General features: G+C 71.2%; 18 protein-coding genes. 8 read left to right on the forward strand and 10 right to left on the reverse strand.

Translation table 11 applies throughout. The annotated features are described in order from the left end of the window. Window positions 1-314: 314 nt before the first annotated feature. From alc to WBN91_RS22930, 6 genes are read right to left on the reverse strand one after another with little or no spacing between them, the layout of a single operon-like run. A complete protein-coding gene (gene alc, locus WBN91_RS22905) occupies window positions 315-1,313 on the reverse strand; it encodes an allantoicase (protein ID WP_337726191.1) in 999 nt (332 codons plus the stop codon). Next, window positions 1,310-2,614, reverse strand: a complete 1,305-nt coding sequence (gene allB, locus WBN91_RS22910) for an allantoinase AllB (RefSeq protein WP_337726190.1) — start codon at window positions 2,612-2,614, stop codon at window positions 1,310-1,312. The genes alc and allB overlap by 4 nt, the downstream gene beginning before the upstream one ends. Window positions 2,615-2,619: 5 nt before the next feature. Next, a complete protein-coding gene (locus WBN91_RS22915; RefSeq protein ID WP_337726189.1) occupies window positions 2,620-3,639 on the reverse strand; it encodes a glycerate kinase in 1,020 nt (339 codons plus the stop codon). Next, a complete protein-coding gene (gene gcl, locus WBN91_RS22920; protein ID WP_337726188.1) occupies window positions 3,636-5,348 on the reverse strand; it encodes a glyoxylate carboligase in 1,713 nt (570 codons plus the stop codon). Before gcl ends, WBN91_RS22915 begins: the two co-directional genes overlap by 4 nt. Then, window positions 5,348-6,220 carry a 2-hydroxy-3-oxopropionate reductase gene (locus tag WBN91_RS22925; protein ID WP_337726187.1) on the reverse strand — a complete coding sequence of 291 codons (873 nt, stop codon included), beginning with the start codon at window positions 6,218-6,220 and terminating at the stop codon, window positions 5,348-5,350. The genes gcl and WBN91_RS22925 overlap by 1 nt, the downstream gene beginning before the upstream one ends. Then, window positions 6,217-6,993: a hydroxypyruvate isomerase family protein gene (locus WBN91_RS22930; protein ID WP_337726186.1), complete on the reverse strand. Its 777-nt coding sequence runs from the start codon at window positions 6,991-6,993 to the stop codon at window positions 6,217-6,219. The genes WBN91_RS22925 and WBN91_RS22930 overlap by 4 nt, the downstream gene beginning before the upstream one ends. Before the next feature lie 154 nt (window positions 6,994-7,147). Here WBN91_RS22930 and uraD point away from each other — a divergent pair, with 154 nt between their 5' ends. Both uraD and pucL read left to right on the forward strand, forming a co-directional pair. Next, a complete protein-coding gene (gene uraD / locus WBN91_RS22935) occupies window positions 7,148-7,657 on the forward strand; it encodes a 2-oxo-4-hydroxy-4-carboxy-5-ureidoimidazoline decarboxylase (protein WP_337726192.1) in 510 nt (169 codons plus the stop codon). Between the two features lie 3 nt (window positions 7,658-7,660). Further along, the gene (pucL, locus tag WBN91_RS22940; RefSeq protein ID WP_337726185.1) at window positions 7,661-8,539 is read left to right on the forward strand and encodes a factor-independent urate hydroxylase; all 879 of its coding nucleotides are present in this window, start codon (window positions 7,661-7,663) and stop codon (window positions 8,537-8,539) included. A 13-nt stretch (window positions 8,540-8,552) separates the two neighbouring features. Here pucL and WBN91_RS22945 read toward each other — a convergent pair whose 3' ends face one another. Then, on the reverse strand, window positions 8,553-9,278 hold the full coding sequence (locus WBN91_RS22945) for an SDR family NAD(P)-dependent oxidoreductase (protein WP_337726184.1): 726 nt from the start codon (window positions 9,276-9,278) through the stop codon (window positions 8,553-8,555). A gap of 105 nt (window positions 9,279-9,383) precedes the next feature. Here WBN91_RS22945 and WBN91_RS22950 point away from each other — a divergent pair, with 105 nt between their 5' ends. Further along, on the forward strand, window positions 9,384-10,223 hold the full coding sequence (locus tag WBN91_RS22950) for a LysR family transcriptional regulator (RefSeq protein ID WP_337726183.1): 840 nt from the start codon (window positions 9,384-9,386) through the stop codon (window positions 10,221-10,223). Window positions 10,224-10,235: 12 nt separating this feature from the next. Here the strand turns inward: WBN91_RS22950 and WBN91_RS22955 are convergent, their stop codons facing one another. Continuing rightward, entirely contained in the window at window positions 10,236-11,420 is a 1,185-nt protein-coding gene (locus WBN91_RS22955) for a DUF6986 family protein (protein ID WP_337726182.1), read from the reverse strand. Window position 11,421: 1 nt separating this feature from the next. Beyond that, entirely contained in the window at window positions 11,422-12,948 is a 1,527-nt protein-coding gene (gene aceB, locus WBN91_RS22960) for a malate synthase A (protein WP_337726181.1), read from the reverse strand. Window positions 12,949-13,032: 84 nt separating this feature from the next. On the opposite strand from aceB, the gene WBN91_RS22965 reads away from it, so the two are divergent. From WBN91_RS22965 to WBN91_RS22985, 5 genes are all read left to right on the forward strand, one after another. Then, window positions 13,033-13,788 carry an IclR family transcriptional regulator gene (locus WBN91_RS22965; RefSeq protein WP_337726180.1) on the forward strand — a complete coding sequence of 252 codons (756 nt, stop codon included), beginning with the start codon at window positions 13,033-13,035 and terminating at the stop codon, window positions 13,786-13,788. A 103-nt stretch (window positions 13,789-13,891) separates the two neighbouring features. Further along, the gene (locus WBN91_RS22970) at window positions 13,892-14,212 is read left to right on the forward strand and encodes a DMT family transporter (RefSeq protein WP_337726179.1); all 321 of its coding nucleotides are present in this window, start codon (window positions 13,892-13,894) and stop codon (window positions 14,210-14,212) included. Window positions 14,213-14,240: 28 nt separating this feature from the next. After that, window positions 14,241-14,588 (forward strand): DMT family transporter, encoded by a 348-nt coding sequence (locus WBN91_RS22975; protein WP_337726178.1) that lies wholly within the window; start codon window positions 14,241-14,243, stop codon window positions 14,586-14,588. Window positions 14,589-14,624: 36 nt separating this feature from the next. Beyond that, window positions 14,625-15,068, forward strand: a complete 444-nt coding sequence (locus WBN91_RS22980; RefSeq protein ID WP_337726177.1) for a MarR family winged helix-turn-helix transcriptional regulator — start codon at window positions 14,625-14,627, stop codon at window positions 15,066-15,068. Window positions 15,069-15,148: 80 nt separating this feature from the next. Next, the gene (locus WBN91_RS22985) at window positions 15,149-15,499 is read left to right on the forward strand and encodes a hypothetical protein (protein WP_337726176.1); all 351 of its coding nucleotides are present in this window, start codon (window positions 15,149-15,151) and stop codon (window positions 15,497-15,499) included. 4 nt (window positions 15,500-15,503) lie between these two features. Here WBN91_RS22985 and ftsY read toward each other — a convergent pair whose 3' ends face one another. After that, window positions 15,504-16,862 (reverse strand): signal recognition particle-docking protein FtsY, encoded by a 1,359-nt coding sequence (gene ftsY, locus WBN91_RS22990; protein ID WP_337726175.1) that lies wholly within the window; start codon window positions 16,860-16,862, stop codon window positions 15,504-15,506. Window positions 16,863-16,916: the final 54 nt, after the last annotated feature.

The following is a 16,916-nucleotide window of genomic DNA, read 5'->3' on the forward strand; positions in this document are numbered from 1 at the left end:
TCAAGCCCGGTCAGGCCCTGGTCGTCCCGGACGGGCGCGCCGACGGCTGACCCCCTTCCCGGTCCTCCGGTCGCGGGGGGGGGGGGGGGGGGGGGGGGGGGGGGGGGCGGGGGGGGGCCCCCCCCCCCCCCCCCGACGCGGTGCCGGCGACGAGCGCCACGGCCGCGCCGACACCGCCCAGCGCTCGGAAGATCGATCGCACAGGTTCCTCCCTAGTTCCTGTCACCCTTCAGGGTGATCCGCAGGCTTCCAGGGGTGTGAACCAGCGCACAACCGACTGAAGTCGCACGCGCCGTCCACCCGGAGGAGGACAACTACCGGGTGAGTTCGGCGTACCTGGCGGTGAGCTGGTCGAGGCCCGCGTCGGTGAGCGAGCCGAACAACCGCATCCGGGCCATGCCGCCGTCCGGGTAGATGTCCAGGCGGGCGTGGGTGGCCTCCGCCGCGTCCACGCGGAAGCGGTGCCGGGTGTCGGGTTGCAGGCGGGTGCGCGGCAGGAGCTCGAACCAGTCGTCCGGGTCCTTGCGGGCGTCCCGGCCGCGGACCGACGCCCAGCCCGGCGCGTTGCCCTTGAAGTGGGTGGTGTCCAGTTCCGCCAGGTGCACCACGCCGGGCGCGGCCAGGGCGACCTCCACCCACTCGTTGCCCTCCTCGCGGCGGCGGGCGGTCTCCCAGCCCTCGCCCATCGACCCGGCGTGGCCGGGCGCGATGAGGTTGGCGGGCTTGCCGAAGAAGTCGTTGCTGCACCCCGCGATCGCGGCGCCGTTCTCCAGCGCGGCCAGGTCCAGCGCGCCCGGGACCAGCAGGTCCGGGTCGGGCACCGGGGAGCCGTGGACCCGCAGCCGGGCCACGCCGCCGTCGGGGTGGATGGTGAGCCGGACGTGGGTGTACCGGCGCTCGACGTCCACGTCGAAGTGGTGCTTCTGGTCGCCGCCCAACGGTGACTTGGGCACCAGCGGCTCCCAGTCGGTCAGCTCCTCCGGGCTCGGGTAGCCCGGGGCGTGCGTGCCCTCGACGCTCGCGAACGGCGGGTAGTTGCCCTTGAACCACGCCGTGTCCACCACGACCCCGCGCACCACACCGGGCAGCCCCAACCGCACCACGGCGCTGTCCGAACCCGGCTCGCGCCGCCGCCGGGTCTCCCACCCGTCGTAGACCTGGCCCTTGTGGCCGAACGTGTGCGGCCGGTACTCGGCCTCCGCCGGCGTGATCAGGTTCTCCCGCTCGGCGAACAGCTCGTCGTTGGCCCACACCACGCTCCCGCCGACCGCGCGGGAGGCCAGGTCGGGCAGCCGGGTCCAGGTCGGTGTCATGCGTCTCCCCTGCTCAGCAGCCGGCCGGTGGGCCGGTCTCCGGTGATCCTGTTGCCGCGCAACCACGTCTGCCGCACGACCCCCGCCAGCGGGCGGCCGTGGTAGGGCGTCACGGGGTTGCGGTGGTGCAGCTTCGCGCGGTCCACCACGAAGGCGTCGTCCGGCGCGAACACGGCGAAGTCGGCGTCGCGGCCGGGTTCGATCGCGCCCTTGCGGGTCAGGCCGACCAGCGCGGCCGGCGCGGAGGCCATCCACCGCACCACGTCGGTGAGGGCGTGACCGCGCTGCCGCGCCTGCGTCCACACGGCCGGGAGGCCCAGTTGCAGGCTCGCGATCCCGCCCCACGCGGTGGCGAAGTCGCCTTCCTTCAGCTCCGGCGTGCACGGCGAGTGGTCGCTGACGACCAGGTCCACCAGCCCGTCCGCCAGCCCCCGCCACAGCAGTTCGCGGTTGGCCGCGTCCCGGATCGGCGGGCAGCACTTGAAGTGCGTGGCCCGGTCGCCGATCTCCTCCGCGATGAACGTCAGGTAGTGCGGGCACGTCTCCGCCGTCACCCGCACGCCGTCGGCACGCGCCCGCCGCAGGTCCGGCAGGGCTTCCCCGCTGGACAGGTGCAGCACGTGCACGCGCGCGTCGGTCTCCCGCGCCAGCCCGATCAGGCCGCTGATCGCCTGTCCCTCGGCGTGGTGCGGCCGGGACGCCAGGAAGTCGCGGTAGCCGGGACCGGACTCGGTCACGTGGTGCGGGTCCTCGGCGTGGACGATGGTCAGCGCGTCCACTGTGCGCAGCTCGCTCAGCGCCGCCCGCAGCTCGTCGGTCTCGACGTGCGGGAACTCGTCCACGCCGGAGTGGATCAGGAAGCACTTGAACCCGAACACGCCGGCGTCGTGCAACGGCCGCAGGTCGGCCCGGTTGCCGGGGACGATCCCGCCCCAGAACCCGACGTCCACGTGCACGTTCCCGTCGGCGGCCTTGCGCTTGACCTCCAGCGCGTCCACCGACGTGGTCGGCGGCAGGCTGTTGAGCGGCATGTCCACGACGGTCGTCACACCGCCCGCCGCCGCCGCCCGGGTCGCGGTCGGGAACCCCTCCCACTCGCTGCGCCCGGGGTCGTTGACGTGGACGTGCGTGTCCACCAGACCGGGCAGCAGGACCTCGTCGTCGCCCAACTCCACCACCCGGTCGCCGGACAGCTCGTCCGGCCCGGTGACGACCTCGATCCGGCCGTCCCGGACGCCCACGTCGGCCGCCCGCTCGCCCTGCGGCGTGATCACCCTGCTCGCGCGGAACACCAGGTCCATGCCGGTCACTCTCCCAGCCAGTCGGCGGCGATGCGACCGGCCAGCCGCTCCAGCAGCGGCTCGGGCGCGGCCAGGCAGCGGGCCAGGTCGGGCTCCACGTCGAGCAGGGCGTAAGCGCCGCGCAGGCCCAGCTCGGCGGGGTCGACGGTGGCCCGGCCTGCGACGGCGATGGTGGGCACGGACCCCGCCGCCGTCGCCACCCCCACGGGGGCCTTGCCGTGCCGGGTCTGGGCGTCCAGCGACCCCTCGCCGGTGATCACCAGCCGAGCGCCCGCGACGGACTCGGCGAACCCGACCAGCTCCAGCACCACCTCGATGCCGGGCCGGCGGGTCGCGCCCAGCACGGCCAGGGCGGCGAACCCGATGCCGCCGGCCGCGCCCGCGCCCGGCACGTCCACGTACTCCGGCCCGATCTCCTCCGCGAACCGCGCCAACCGCTCCTCCAGCACCTCGACCTGTTCCGGCGTGGCACCCTTCTGCGGCCCGTACACCGCCGCCGCCCCGGACGGCCCGAGCAGCGGGTTGTCCACGTCGCTGGCCAGCACCACCTCGACATCGGTGAAGTCGCGGTCGCCGATGGCTTCGAGCATCCCCCGACCGCCATCGGTGCACGCGCTGCCGCCGACCCCGAGCACGATCCGCCGCGCACCCGAGTCCAGCGCGCTGACCAGCAGCTCACCGACGCCCGTGCTGGTGGCCGTCAGAGGGGCCGGCTCGTCCAGCAGCGCCAGACCGGAGGTGGAGGCCACCTCCACCACGGCGGTCGTGCCGCGCACGGCGAAGCTCGCCGCCACCGGCTTGCCCACCGGGCCGGTCACCCACCGACCGACCCGCAGGAAGCCGGCGGCGACGGCGGCGTCGACCGTGCCGTCACCGCCGTCGGCCACCGGCAGGCAGCGCACCTCCAGGTCCGGGACCGCCTCCCGCAGGCCGCGCTCGACCGCGGCGGCGACCCGCGGGGCGGACAGCGTTCCCTTGAACTTGTCGGGCGCGACAACCACATGGGATCTGGAGACAGGGCTCACGGCAACGGCTCGTACTCGCGCATCGCGGCGATGGACGTGCCGTTGGCGGTGTTGCCCTCGCGCTCGATCATGATCTCCACGAGCACCGGCCGGCTGGTCCGCTCGGCCTCCTTGCGGGCCCACTCCAGCGACTCCCGGATGCGGCCGGGCTCGGTGACCCGGGTGCCGGAGCAGCCGTAGGCCTCCATGATCTTGACGTTGTCCGATCCGTTGGTGTCGTAGTGGATGTCCACCTCGTACTTCATGTCGTAGCCGCCGTGGTCCTCGGCCATCCGGATCAGGCCCAGGTACTCGTTGTTCAGCATGATCAGCACGAACGGGACGTCGTACTGCGCGCCCACCGCCAGCTCCTCGACCAGGAACTGGAAGGAGTAGTCGCCGACGATCCCGACCACCTCGGCGTCCGGCTCGGAGGTCTTGAGCGCCTTCTTCACGCCGATCGCCGCCGGGATCTCCCAGCCGAGCGGACCGGCCTGGCCGCACACCTGGTAGTGCCGCGGCTTGTGCGCCTTCTGGTGCTGGCCCGACCAGATCTGGTAGAGCCCGATGGCGGTGACGAAGTAGGTGTCAGGGCCGTAGAACTCGTTGATCTCCTTGAAAACCCGGGGCGCCTTGACGGGGACGGTGTCGAAGTCCTCCCGGCGCAACAGGGTCCGCTTCAGCTCGGCGCACCGCTCGGTCCACGCGTTCGGCTCCGCCTTCGGCCTCGACCGGGCGAGCTCCAACAACGCTTGCAGGAACAGCTTCACGTCCGCGACGACACCCAGGTCCGGCCCGAAGACCTTGCCGATCTGGGTCGGCTCGACGTCGACGTGGATGAACTTGCGCTCACCCCGGTAGGTGGCGAGGTCGCCGGTGTGCCGGTCGCCGAACCGCGCGCCCAGCGCCAGCACCAGGTCCGACTCCAGGAAGGAGGCGTTGCCGTAGCGCTGGGAGGTCTGGATGCCGGTCATGCCCGCGTACAGCGGGTGGTCCTCGTCGATCGCGCCCTTGCCCATGAGCGTGGCCTGGACCGGGACCTGGAGGTGCTCGGCCAGTGCCTGCAACTCCTCCCCCGCCTCGGCGAGGATCACGCCGCCGCCGGCCAGCAGCAGCGGGTGTTCGGCGGCCAGCAGCATGTCCAATGCCCGCTCGACACGGGCCGGGTGCGGCTCGGGCTTGGCGACCGGCAGCGGGGCGTCGATGGACGCGTCCCACTCGATCTCCTGCTTCTGCACGTCGATCGGCAGGTCGATCAGAACCGGGCCGGGCCGTCCCGAGCGGGCGATCCGGAAGGCCTCGCGGAAGATCCACGGCGCCTGCGCGGCCTCCTTGACCTGCACGGCCCACTTGGTGACCGGCGCGGCGATGGCCACGATGTCGACGGCCTGGAACGCCTCCTGGTGCAGCTTGGAGGTGGCCGCCTGACCGGTGATGCACAGGATCGGCACCGAGTCGGCCTGCGCGGTGTAGAGGCCGGTGATCATGTTGGTGCCGGCCGGGCCGGAGGTGCCGATCGCGACGCCGACGTTGCCGGTGGTGCGGGACCACCCGTCGGCCATGTGCGTCGCGCCCTCTTCGTGGCGGACGATCAGGTGCTCGATCATGCCGTCGTTCTCCAGGGCCTTGTAGAGCGGCAGGATCGCCGCGCCGGGGCAGCCGAACACGGTGTCGATGCCCTCGGACTTGAGGACGTCGACGACCGCCTGCATGACGGGAACCTTGGCCATCAGGCCCTCCCTGCGAAGTTCTCGATGACCTTGAGCAGTGCGGAGTGGTCCAGGGCGCCGTAGCCCTGGGCGCGCGCGGACGCGATGAGCTGGGCGATGAGGCCCGTGACGGGCAGAGCGACGTCGACCTGGCGGGCGGCGGCGAGCGCGATGCCCATGTCCTTGTGGTGCAGGTCGATCCGGAAGCCCGGCTGGAACTCGCGGGCGATCATGGTCTCCCGCTTGAGGTCCAGGATGCGGTTGGCGGCCAGGCCGCCGGCGAGCACGTCCAGGCCAGCCTTGGCGTCCACACCGGACGCCTCCAGCAGCACGATCGCCTCCGCCACCAAGGCGTAGATGCCTCCGACCATGAGCTGGTTGGCCGCCTTCACCACCTGGCCCGCGCCGTGCGGACCCACGTGCACCACGGTCTTGCCGAGGGCGTCGAAGATCGGGCGCGCGGCGGCGAAGTCGGCTTCCTCGCCGCCGACCATGATCGAGAGCGAGGCTTGCTTCGCTCCCGCCTCGCCGCCCGACACGGGTGCGTCGAGGACCCTGACCTTCTTGGCCTTGGCGGCTTCAGCGACCGCGAGGGAGGTTTCCGGGCGGATCGTGCTCATGTCGATCAGGAGGGTGCCTTCGGCGACCACGTCGAGCACGGTGCCCAGGACGACGTCCTCCACCTGCGGGTGGTTGGGCAGCATGGTGATGACGACCTCGGCGTCCCGCGCCGCGTCCGCCACGTCCGCCGCCGCCGTGCCGCCGGCCGCGGTGAGCTTGGCGCGGGCGTCGGCGTTGAGGTCGAAGCCCGTCACGTCGTGGCCGGCGGCGACCAGGTGGGCCGCCATCGGTGTGCCCATGATGCCCAGGCCGATAAATCCGATCCTGCTCATGCCTTGTCCTTAGGTCCGAACAGCCAGTCGAAGTCGGGGAGGCCGTCGCGGAAGCGCGTGGCCTTGTACTCCAAGCCCACGAAGCCCCGGTAGCCGGCGGCGTCGAGCCGGTCCAGGTGGGCGCCCAGGTCCAGGTCCGCCGTGCCGGGCTCGCCGCGTCCGGGTGCGTCGGCGATCTGCACGTGCCCGATGCGGTCGACGTGGGTGGTGAGGGCGTCGAGGTCGTCCCCGTTGACGGCGAGGTGGTAGAGGTCGGCGAGCAGCGCGAGGTTGTCGCGGCCCGCCGCGTCCACGACGGCCAGCGCGTCGGCGGCCGTGCGCAGGGGGTAGTCCGGTGCGGCCGAGAGGGGTTCCACGACCACGGTCGCGTCGATCTCGGCGGCCACGTCGGCGGCGTAGCGGAGGTTCTCCAGCGCGGCCGGGGTGGTGGGGAAGCTGCCGTGCAGCGCGTTGAACGTGCGGCAGCCGAGCCGGCCCGCGATGCCGGCCGCGATCTCCGCGGAGGCCCGGAACTCCGCCTCGCGACCGGGCCACGCCACGAGCCCCCGGTCGCCGGCGGGCATGTCACCCGCGAAGAAGTTCAGGCCGACCAGTGCCACACCCGCGTCCCGGACGGCCGCCTCGAACTCCTCGACCTCGCCCGTCGAGGGCACGGCCTCGACGAAGGGCCACCAGAACTCGACCGCGTCGAACCCGGCCTTCCGCGCCGCCGCGGGTCGCTCCGGCACCGGCAGCTCGGTGAACAGGATCGACAGGTTGACGTCGTACCGCATCTCGGCTTCCTTCCACAATGCGGAAGCTATCTTCCGTACATCGAGAGAGTAGGCACGGTTCGCGGACCGGCGCAAGACTGTTGACACGCCCGGAGGCCGCTCGTACCGTCCCTCATGGCGGAAATCAGTTTCCGCGATACAGAAAAAGGGAGCCCTGGTGACCGATCTGCAAGGGTTCAACTCCGCACCGGCCGAACAGCTCCGCCCGCTGCTCACCGAATGCCTCGCCGTGCCCCGCTGGGTGGACGCCGTGCTGGCGGGCCGCCCGTACGCGAGCGAGGAGGCCCTGCTGGCCGCCTCGGACGCGGCAGCGGAGTTGAGCGACGACGAGGTCCACGCCGCCATCGCCGGCCACCCCCGCATCGGCGAGAAGTCGTCACACGGCGGCGTGTCCGCGAAGTGGTCGGCAGCCGAGCAGTCCGGCGTGGCAGCGTCGTTGGCGGACCGCCTCAAGGCCGCCAACGCCGCCTACGAGGAGCGGTTCGGCCACATCTACCTGGTGTGCGCCACCGGGCTGAGCGGCGAGCGGATGTTGGACGACCTGGCCGCACGCATGGCCAACGACCCCCGTGCCGAACTACGGGTCGTCAACGCCGAGCTGCGCAAGATCGCCGCACTGCGCCTGCGGAAGGTGCTCCAGAACCACGACACGCAAGGGAGCTGACCGATGGCCATCGTCTTGGGCCCCAACCAGTACGGCAAAGCGGAGAACCGGCTCGTCACCGTGACCCGCGACGGCGATGTGCACACGATCAAGGACCTGACGGTCAGCACCTCACTGCGCGGCGACTTGGCGGAAACCCACCTGACCGGCGACAACTCGGCGGTCCTGGCGACGGACACGCAGAAGAACACCGTCTACGCCTTCGCCAAGGAGTCCCCGGTCGGCGAGATCGAAGACTTCGCCCTGAGGCTGGCCAAGCACTTCGTGTCGTCCCAGGAGGCCATCACCGGCGCGCGGGTCCTGATCGACGAACACTCGTGGCAACGCATCGAGGAGAACGACCACTCGTTCGTGCAGGGTTCGAACGAGAAGCGGACCACGGCGGTGACGGTCGAAGGGTCGCAGGCGTGGGTGGTGTCGGGTCTGAAGGACTTGGTGGTGCTGAAGTCCACGGGCTCGGAGTTCCACGGGTACCCGAAGGATCGGTACACGACGTTGAAGGAAGTGACCGATCGGATTCTCGCGACCTCGGTGACCGCGCGATGGCGGTACCAGGGGTCGGGGATCGACTGGGCGAAGAGCTTCGCGGAGATCCGGGGGATCTTGCTGAGGACGTTCGCGGCGAAGCACTCGCTGTCGTTGCAGCAGACGTTGTACGCGATGGGCGAAGCGGTCCTCCAGGAGCGGTCGGAGGTCGCCGAGGTACGTCTGTCCATGCCGAACAAGCACCACTTCGTCGTGGACTTGTCGCCGTTCGGGCTGGAGAACGACAACGAGGTCTTCTACGCGGCCGACCGGCCCTACGGGCTGATCGAGGGCACGATCCTGCGGGACGACGCCGAGGAGCCGGGCCGGGCCTGGTATTCCCTGCCCGCGTTCTAGCGCGGTGAGCCCGTCACCAGGGCACCGGTCCGGCGTCGTTGAAGAACCCGCCGGTCGGTCCGCCGTCGGGCAGCGTCGCGAGGTGGATCGCGATCGCCGCGCCCTGCTGGGGTGTGCGGATGCCCTGGAAGCCGTTGAGGTCGGTGGCGGTGTAGCCGGGACAGCCGCAGTTGACCAGGATGCCGGTGCCGCTCAGTTCCTTGACGTACTGGGCGGTCACGGCGTTGAGGAAGGTCTTGGACACCGAGTACGCGGCGGAGATCGGGCCGAGGTCGACGCCGGGCGTGGTCTGGAGGGTGAGCGAGCCGACGACGCTGGACATGTTCACGATCCGCGGCGATGCCGAGGCGCGCAGCATGGGCAGCATCGCGTTGGTGACGCGCATGACCCCGATCACGTTGGTTTCCACCACAGCTCGCACGGTCGCGAAATCGACCGTGGTGGGCGTCTGCGGCATTCCGCCGGCGATCGCGGCGTTGTTCACCAGGACGTCGAGCCCTCCGGCGCGGTCGGCGACCAACTCGGCCGCGGCGGCCACACTCGCGTCGTCCGCCACGTCGAGCGGGACGCCGAACGCGTCGGCCCCGCCTGCCCGCAGCTTCTCCACCGCGGTGTCCCGGCGCTGCCGGTCCCGCGCGCCCACGCCGATCCGCCAGCCGAGGGCGCCCAGGCCCGCCGCGATCTCGTACCCGATTCCTTTGTTCGCACCGGTCACCAGCGCGATCGTCTGTGCACTCATGCGATCGAGCGTGGTGCGCAACCGGGTCGGAGGTCCAAGACAGACTGGGTGGACGGCGATACCGCACGGGTATCGATCGTGGTGGACGCCGGATACGATGCCCCGGTGGAGACGCGAGAGTTGCGGTACTTCGTCGCCGTCGCGGAGGAACTGCACTTCGGGCGGGCGGCACAGCGGCTCGGCATGGCGCAACCACCGCTGTCCCGGGCGATCCAACTGCTGGAGCGGCGGCTCAGGGTGGTCCTGCTGCACCGGACCGCTCGCGCGGTCACCTTGACCGAGGCCGGGTCGGTGCTCCTGCACGAGGCCCGGGCCGCGCTCGCCGCGGTCGAGGCCGCCGAGCGCCGCACCCGCCGCGCAGCCGCCGAGGCACCCGGCGTGGTGCTGGCCACGAAGGCCGGAGCGTCCAGCGAACTGCTGTCGAAGCTGCTGGACGCCTACGCCGCCGAGCCCGGCGCGGTCGCCGTCGAGGTGCTGCTGTGCGGACCCGGCGAGCAGGGAACGCTGCTGCGCGACGGACACGCCGACGTCGCCCTGCTCCACCGCCCCTTCGACGCGACGGCCGGACTCGACACCGAGGACCTGCGCACCGAACAGCAGGTCCTCGTCCTGCCCGCGGGGCACCACTTGGCCAACCGCTCCCACCTGTCGATGGCCGAGGTCACCACCCTGCCGGACCTGCCCCTGCCACGCTGGCCCCGGCGGGGCGGTGGTTATCCGGACGGACCCGGCCCGCAGGTGCGCGACCACACCCAGCTGTTCCAGCTGATCGCGCTCGGACGGGCGTGCGCGCTGGTGCCCGAGTCGGTCGGAACCCACCTGCGTGACGAGCACGCGACGGTGCCGGTACCGGACGCCCCCGCGGTCACGACCGTCATCGCCTGGCCACCGCACAGCAGGTCCAAAGCCGTCGCCGACCTCGTCCGCACCGCGACACGCCTCTAGCCGGCGTGGTGGTCAGGTCGTGGTACGGCGGGCCAGGGCGGTCAGGGTGGGGAGGGTGAGGCCGGTGAGGGTGTGGAGTTCCTCGGCGGTCACGGCTCCGCAGTCCAGTGCGCGGAGGAAGGACGTCGACAGGGCTTGGGCGGTGGCGGGTTCGTCCAGGACGGTGCCGCCAGCTTTGTCGACATATGCCTTCAGACGTAGAGCGTCGGCGGCGAGGGTCTCCCGGTAGTACGCGTAGACGGCGGCGTAGCGGGTGACCAGTTGGTTCGGGTGCAGGTCCCAGCCCTGGTAGAAGCCGTGGGACAGGGAGCGGCGGACCAGCGTGTAGTGGGTTTGCCAGCCGTGGTGGATGTTGTCGTCCACGGGGAGGATGTTGGTGGAACCGTCGGACAGTTCCACGCCGTGGCCCGCTGCGGACACCTGCATGACGTTGCGCGCGAAGTCGCACGCCCCGTGGGCCAGGTGTTGGTGCGCCGCACCCAGGCCGCAGCTCGCGGTGTAGTCGTAGGTGCCGAAGTGCAGGGCGGTGACGCGGCCCCGGCCCGCCTCGAGAAAACGCGGGACGGCCAAGCGGCCACGAGCATCCACAATGGACTGGGTGGTTTCCACTTGGATCTCGAAGCGGAGGTCGCTGCCGAAAAGGTCGAGGACGTCGGTGAAGACCTCGACCTGCTCGACCGAGGTCACCTTGGGGAAGGTGATCACGAAACCGGGCGGGACATCTCCCAGTGCGGTCAGGAAGATGTCCAGGGTGCGCAGGCCCCGCTCGACTAGAGCCTTGGTGTCGAAGGACTTCATGCGCAGGCCGAAGCGGGACGGGGCGCGTCCTTCGGACACCCAGCGGCGGACCAGCAGAGCAGTGCGCTCGGCGTCGTCGTCCTCGGTGGGGTGGGTGCCGTAGCCGTCCTCGAAGTCGATCCGCAGGTCTTCCACGGGTTCGGCGGCCAGCTTGGCGCGGACGCGGTCGTGGAGGTCCTCGCGGACGTCCAGGAGGGCGGCAAAGGCGCTCGGCGAGCGGGATCCCAGTGTGGCAAGCGCTTGCGCGCCCCAGTCGGCGACGGTCGAGTCGGTGACCTTGTCGGCCGGCACGTAACACGTGTGAACCGGTTGGCGGCCCGCCGGCGACCGCAGGTCCACGGCGGGCAGCCGCGCGGTGAGAGCCGCGACCGCCGCCGGGTCCAGGGAAGTCCGCGGCACGTCAGATCCGCTCGTACGCGGGCAGCGTCAGGAAGTCCACGAAGTCGTCGGCCAGCGCCACCTGCTCGAACAGCTCTACCGCGAGGTCGAGGTGTTCGCCGTCGAGCTTGGCCTTGGTGTCCGCCAGGACAGCGCGCACGAGCTCGGCGGTGACAGGGGTGCCGTCGTCCAGCACGACGTCGTTGTGCACCCACTGCCACAGCTGGGACCGCGAGATCTCGGCGGTGGCCGCGTCCTCCATGAGGTTGTGGATCGCCGCCGCGCCATTGCCCGCCAGCCACGACAGCAGGTAGCGGACGCCGACGTCCACGGCGCTCTCCAGGCCGGCGCGGGTGGCGTGCCCGCCGGCGGTCGTGAAGTCGAGCAGTTGTTCAGCCGTGACAGAGACTTCGGGGCGGGTGTTGTCGAGCTGGTTGGGCTTGTCCCCCAGCTTGGCGTCGAAGATCTCCCGGCACACCGGCACCAGGTCCGGGTGGGCGACCCAGCTGCCGTCGAAACCGTCGTTGGACTCCCGGGTCTTGTCGTCGCGGACCTTCGCCAGCGCCTGCTCGGTCACCTCGGGGTCGCGCCGGTTCGGGATGAACGCCGCCATGCCACCGATGGCGAACGCGCCCCGCTTGTGGCACGTGCGGACCAACAGTTCGGTGTAGGCGCGCATGAAGGGCGCGGTCATGGTGATGCTGTTGCGGTCGGGCAGCACGTGGTCCGCACCCGCGTCGCGGAAGTACTTGATGACGCTGAACAGGTAGTCCCAGCGGCCCGCGTTGAGGCCGGACGCGTGGTCGCGCAGTTCGTGGAGGATCTCCTCCATCTGGAACGCGGCGGGGATCGTCTCGATCAGCACGGTCGCGCGGACGGTGCCGTGCGGGATGCCCAGTTCGGCCTGCGCGGCGGTGAAGACGTCGTTCCACAGCCGGGCTTCGAGGTGGCTCTCCATCTTCGGCAGGTAGTAGTACGGCCGGCCGAGGGCGGCGTTGTGGAAGAAGTGCAGGCCGAAGTCGACCAGCGCGCCGACGGCCGGCCTGCCGTCGACCTCGATGTGCCGCTCGGGCAGGTGCCAGCCGCGCGGGCGCACGACGATGGTGGGGTGGTCGCCGTCCTTGAGGGAGTAGTACTTGCCCTCCGGCGACTGGAAGTCGATGGTGCCGCGGGCGGCGTCGTAGAGGTTGACCTGACCCGAGACGACGTTGTGCCAGTGCGGGGTGTTGGCGTCTTCGAGGTCGGCGAGCCACACCTTCGCGCCGGAGTTGAGCGCGTTGATGGTCATCTTGCGCTCGGTCGGCCCGGTGATCTCGACCCGGCGGTCGCGCAGCGGCTCGGGCGCCTCGGCGACCCGCCAGTCGGACTCGCGGACGTGCCTGGTCTCGTCGAGGAAACCCAGCGGCCGGCGCTCGGCGCGGCGCGCGAGGAGGTCGTCCCGGGTGGCGGCGAAGGCCCGGTGCAGACCCGCGACGAACTCCAGCGCGTCCGGCGTGAGGATCTGCTCGCCGCGCTCGACTTCGCCCCCGAGCACGCGGATACCGGACATGGGGTTCCACCTTCCTGGCGCTGGTTTCTACTTCGCGGACTATAGTTATCGCATTGCGGAACGGCAACGGAGGGGTTGGTCAGGATGGCACGGGAGTCCTCGGGCGGGGTGCAGTCCCTACAGCGTGCCTTCGACCTGCTCGAACGGCTCGCCGACGCGGGTGGCGAGGCGAGCCTGTCGGAACTGGCGACGACGTCCGGGCTGCCGCTGCCGACCATCCACCGGCTGATCCGCACCCTGGTCACGCTGGGGTACGTGCGGCAGAACAGCAACCGGCGGTACACCCTCGGGTCCCGCCTGATCCGGCTGGGCGAGAGTGCGTCTCGGCAGTTCGGCACATGGGCGCGGCCGTTCCTGGCGGCGCTGGTGGACCAGGTGGAGGAGACCGCGAACCTGGCCGTGCTCGACGGCGACGAGGTCGTGTACGTGGCGCAGGTGCCGTCGCGGCACTCGATGCGCATGTTCACCGAGGTCGGTCGGCGGCTGCTGCCGCACGGGACCGGAGTGGGCAAGGCGATCCTCTCGCAGCTGCCGCGGGACGAGGTGCGGGCGCTGCTGGAGCGGACCGGGTTGCCGGCTTACACGCCGAACACGATCACGGACGCCGACGAGTTGCTGGCTTCGCTGGACCGGATCGCCGAGCAGGGCTACGCGCTCGACGAGAGCGAGCAGGAGCTGGGCGTGCGGTGCATCGCCGTGCCGCTGGTGGGCGCGCCGACGCTGGCCGCGGTGTCGGTGTCCGGGCCGGAGGGGCGGCTGACCAAGGAGGCGGTCGAGCGGATCCTGCCCGAGGTCCTGGACATCGCGAAGCGCCTGTCGGCCCAGTCGGCCCTGGCCTGACGCCTCGACCGGTCCCCGTCGGGGTGGTGTGGATCTCCGTTGACCCAGTTATATTCATGTGCATACAGTTAATGCACATGCAGATGTCACGGAAGGTCGGCCCATGCACTGGCTCCACCTCGCCATCGCCACCGTCTTCGAGATCGTCTTCGCTCTGGGCACGAGAGCGTCGCGGGGGTTCACCCGCCCGCTGCCGTCCGTGGTGACCCTGGTCGCGGCGGCCGGCGGGATCTACTTCCTCAGCCTGGCGCTGCGGACGCTCGACGTGGGCGTCGGCTACACGATCTGGACCGGCATCGGGTCGATCGGCACGGTCGTGTTCGGCGTCTTCCTGTTCAAGGAACGCATCAACGCCGCCCGCGCCCTGTGCTTCGGCGCGATCATCCTCGGCGTCGTCGGCCTGCGCGTCGCAGCCGGCGCCTGAGCCCCCCAACACCCCGCGGAGGACTTCGGTGGACAACCACAAGCGTGCCTGGACCTACGTGCTGATCGCGGCCGTCTTCGAGGTGGTGTTCGCCCTCGGGACCAACGGGTCCGAGGGGTTCACCCACCTCGGGTGGTCGATCACGACCGTGCTCGCGGCGGCGGTGGGGATCTTCTTCCTCAGCCTCGCCGTGAAGACGCTCGACGTCGGCGTCGGCTACACCGTCTGGACCGGCATCGGGTCGGTCGGCACGGTCGTCTTCGGGACGATCGTCTTCCACGAGTCGCTGTCGCCGCTCAAGGTCGCGTGCTTCGTCCTGATCATCGGCGGCGTGGTGGGGCTCAAGCTCACCTCGCGAGCGGCACCGGCGCGCTAGCATATGTATGTACGACCATAGATCAGGGAGGCCGCCATGACGGACAGCTCCGGACGCCCGGTGGCCCTCTCCAGCGACGGCCAGCTCTGGGCCCGGCTGTCCGCGCTGCACGCCCGGGTCGGCGGCGCCATGCAGAAGGTCTTGCAGCGGCGCGCCGACATCGGGTTCTCCGAGTTCCTGGCGCTCGTCGCGCTCGCCAACGCCGAGTCGGGCGAACTGCACATGCAGGAACTGGAAGAGGTCACGCAGCTCAACCAGAGCTCGGTCAGCCGGCTGGTCCTGCGCCTGGAGCGGACCGGGCTGACCGAGCGCCGGCACTGCGAGCGGGACCGGCGGCGGGTCTACACGGGGATCACCCCGCTGGGGCGCGAGGTGCTGGCGGAAGCCCTGCCGGTGTACGAGGCGGCGTTGAGCGACGCGTTCGGGCACGTGACCGGCGACCGGGAACTCGGGCCGCTGCTGGCGAAGCTGCGCGACTGACCCCGCGCGACACCACCGTTTTCCCACGATCGAGCGACCCCGCCGTGCCCGGCGGGACCTCAGCGGTGATGATCTCCCGCGTGACTTACGAGGGACGCACGCTGACCCTGCACTGGGACGACCGCCAGGTGGTGGGCCGCTGGTCCGACGGGTCCCGGTTGGACCCCGTGCCGGCCGCCGACACCGCGGACCGGGTGCAGTGGCTGGTCGACCTGATCGCGCGGTACCGCCGCACCTACCCGGGCGCCCGCGTCCGGGCGACCAACCGGGACGACTGGCGGACACCGGAGACCGGGCGGCTGCGGTACGTCGTGCCACAGGAGCCGCCCGCCGGACGGCCGTACGTGGTGCGGTCCGCGCTGGAGCCGTTGCACTACCACGTCTTCCCGGAACGCCGGGAGGTCAAGGAGTGCTGGCACCACTGCCCGTGAGCGGTCAGCCCAGCAGGGCGTCGACGAACGCGGCCGGCTCGAAGGGCGCCAGGTGGTCGGCGCCCTCGCCGAGGCCCACGAGCTTGACCGGCACGCCCAGCTCGCGCTGCACCTGGAAGACGATGCCGCCCTTGGCGGTGCCGTCGAGCTTGGTCAGCACGATGCCGGTCACGTCGACCACCTCGGCGAACACCCGCGCCTGGGTGAGGCCGTTCTGACCGGTGGTGGCGTCGAGGACCAGCAGCACCTCGTCCACCTCGGCCTGCTTCTCCACCACGCGCTTGACCTTGCCCAGCTCGTCCATCAAGCCGGTCTTGGTGTGCAGGCGGCCGGCGGTGTCGACCAGGACCGTGTCGACGCCCGCCGCCACGCCCTGCTTGACCGCCTCGAACGCGACCGACGCCGGGTCCGCGCCCTCCGCGCCGCGCACGGTCTGCGCGCCGACGCGCGAGCCCCAGGTCTCCAGCTGGTCGGCGGCGGCGGCGCGGAAGGTGTCCGCCGCGCCCAGCAGCACCGACCGGCCGTCGGCGACCAGGACGCGGGCCAGCTTGCCGGTGGTGGTGGTCTTGCCGACGCCGTTCACGCCGACCACGAGCACGACGGCGGGCTTGCCGGAGTGCGGCAGGGCGTGCACGGACCGGTCCATGTCCGGGTGCAGCGCCTCGACCAGCACCTCCCGCAGCAGCGTGCGGGCGTCCTCGGAGGTCCGGACGCCCCGGGTCGCGATGCGCTCGCGCAGGTTCGTGACGACCTGGTCGGTCACCGCCGCGCCGAGGTCGGCCATGAGCAGGGTGTCCTCGACGTCGGTCCACGAGTCCTCGTCGAGGTCGCCCGCGCCGAGCAGGCCCAGCAGGCCCTGGCCGAGCGTCGAGCGGGACCGGGAGAGCTTGCCGCGCAGCCGTTCCAGCCGGCCGGCGGTGGGCTCGATCTCCTCGATCTCGGAGGCCTCGACCGGGAGGTCGATGTCGACGAACCCGCGCTTGACCGAGTCGCGGGGCACGCTGGCGTCGTCGCCCACGCCCGGCTGGCCGTCCACCTCGGTGCGGTCCGCGACCGGGTGCTCGACCGGGGCGGTGTCGGTGACGGGAGCGGTGTCGGTGACGGGGGTCGAGACGTCGGTCGGCGCGGTGTCGACGGGAGCCGGTGGTTCGGGTGTGGTCTCCGCGGGCTTCGGTTCCGTCGTCTTGGGAGCGAACGTGACCCCGCTGCCGGCCTGGTAGTTCCCCTTGACGGCCGGCTTGTCCTCTTCGCGTTCGGCGAGGCTGATGCGCCGCTTGCGCGACAGCACGACACCGGTCACGAGGGCGACCGCGAGCAGGGCCGCGACAACGACGACGATCCAGATCACAAGCTCCGTGGACACGGCGCAATCCTCGCACGCCACGGTCCGTGACAATCCAACGAGCTGGATTGATTT

Source organism: Saccharothrix sp. CCNWYY140 (genome assembly GCF_037401995.1).
In the GTDB taxonomy this organism is placed as follows: domain Bacteria; phylum Actinomycetota; class Actinomycetes; order Mycobacteriales; family Pseudonocardiaceae; genus Actinosynnema.

Excerpts from the sequence above, each read along its gene's own strand:
- allB (WP_337726190.1), bottom strand. The coding sequence starts at position 2,614 with ATGGACCTGGTGTTCCGCGCGAGCAGGGTGATCACGCCGCAGGGCGAG.
- WBN91_RS22965 (WP_337726180.1), top strand. The coding sequence starts at position 13,033 with ATGGCACGGGAGTCCTCGGGCGGGGTGCAGTCCCTACAGCGTGCCTTC.
- WBN91_RS22980 (WP_337726177.1), top strand. The coding sequence starts at position 14,625 with ATGACGGACAGCTCCGGACGCCCGGTGGCCCTCTCCAGCGACGGCCAG.
- alc (WP_337726191.1), bottom strand. The coding sequence starts at position 1,313 with ATGACACCGACCTGGACCCGGCTGCCCGACCTGGCCTCCCGCGCGGTC.
- WBN91_RS22930 (WP_337726186.1), bottom strand. The coding sequence starts at position 6,993 with ATGCGGTACGACGTCAACCTGTCGATCCTGTTCACCGAGCTGCCGGTG.
- WBN91_RS22945 (WP_337726184.1), bottom strand. The coding sequence starts at position 9,278 with ATGAGTGCACAGACGATCGCGCTGGTGACCGGTGCGAACAAAGGAATC.
- WBN91_RS22925 (WP_337726187.1), bottom strand. The coding sequence starts at position 6,220 with ATGAGCAGGATCGGATTTATCGGCCTGGGCATCATGGGCACACCGATG.
- WBN91_RS22970 (WP_337726179.1), top strand. The coding sequence starts at position 13,892 with ATGCACTGGCTCCACCTCGCCATCGCCACCGTCTTCGAGATCGTCTTC.
- pucL (WP_337726185.1), top strand. The coding sequence starts at position 7,661 with ATGGCCATCGTCTTGGGCCCCAACCAGTACGGCAAAGCGGAGAACCGG.
- aceB (WP_337726181.1), bottom strand. The coding sequence starts at position 12,948 with ATGTCCGGTATCCGCGTGCTCGGGGGCGAAGTCGAGCGCGGCGAGCAG.
- gcl (WP_337726188.1), bottom strand. The coding sequence starts at position 5,348 with ATGGCCAAGGTTCCCGTCATGCAGGCGGTCGTCGACGTCCTCAAGTCC.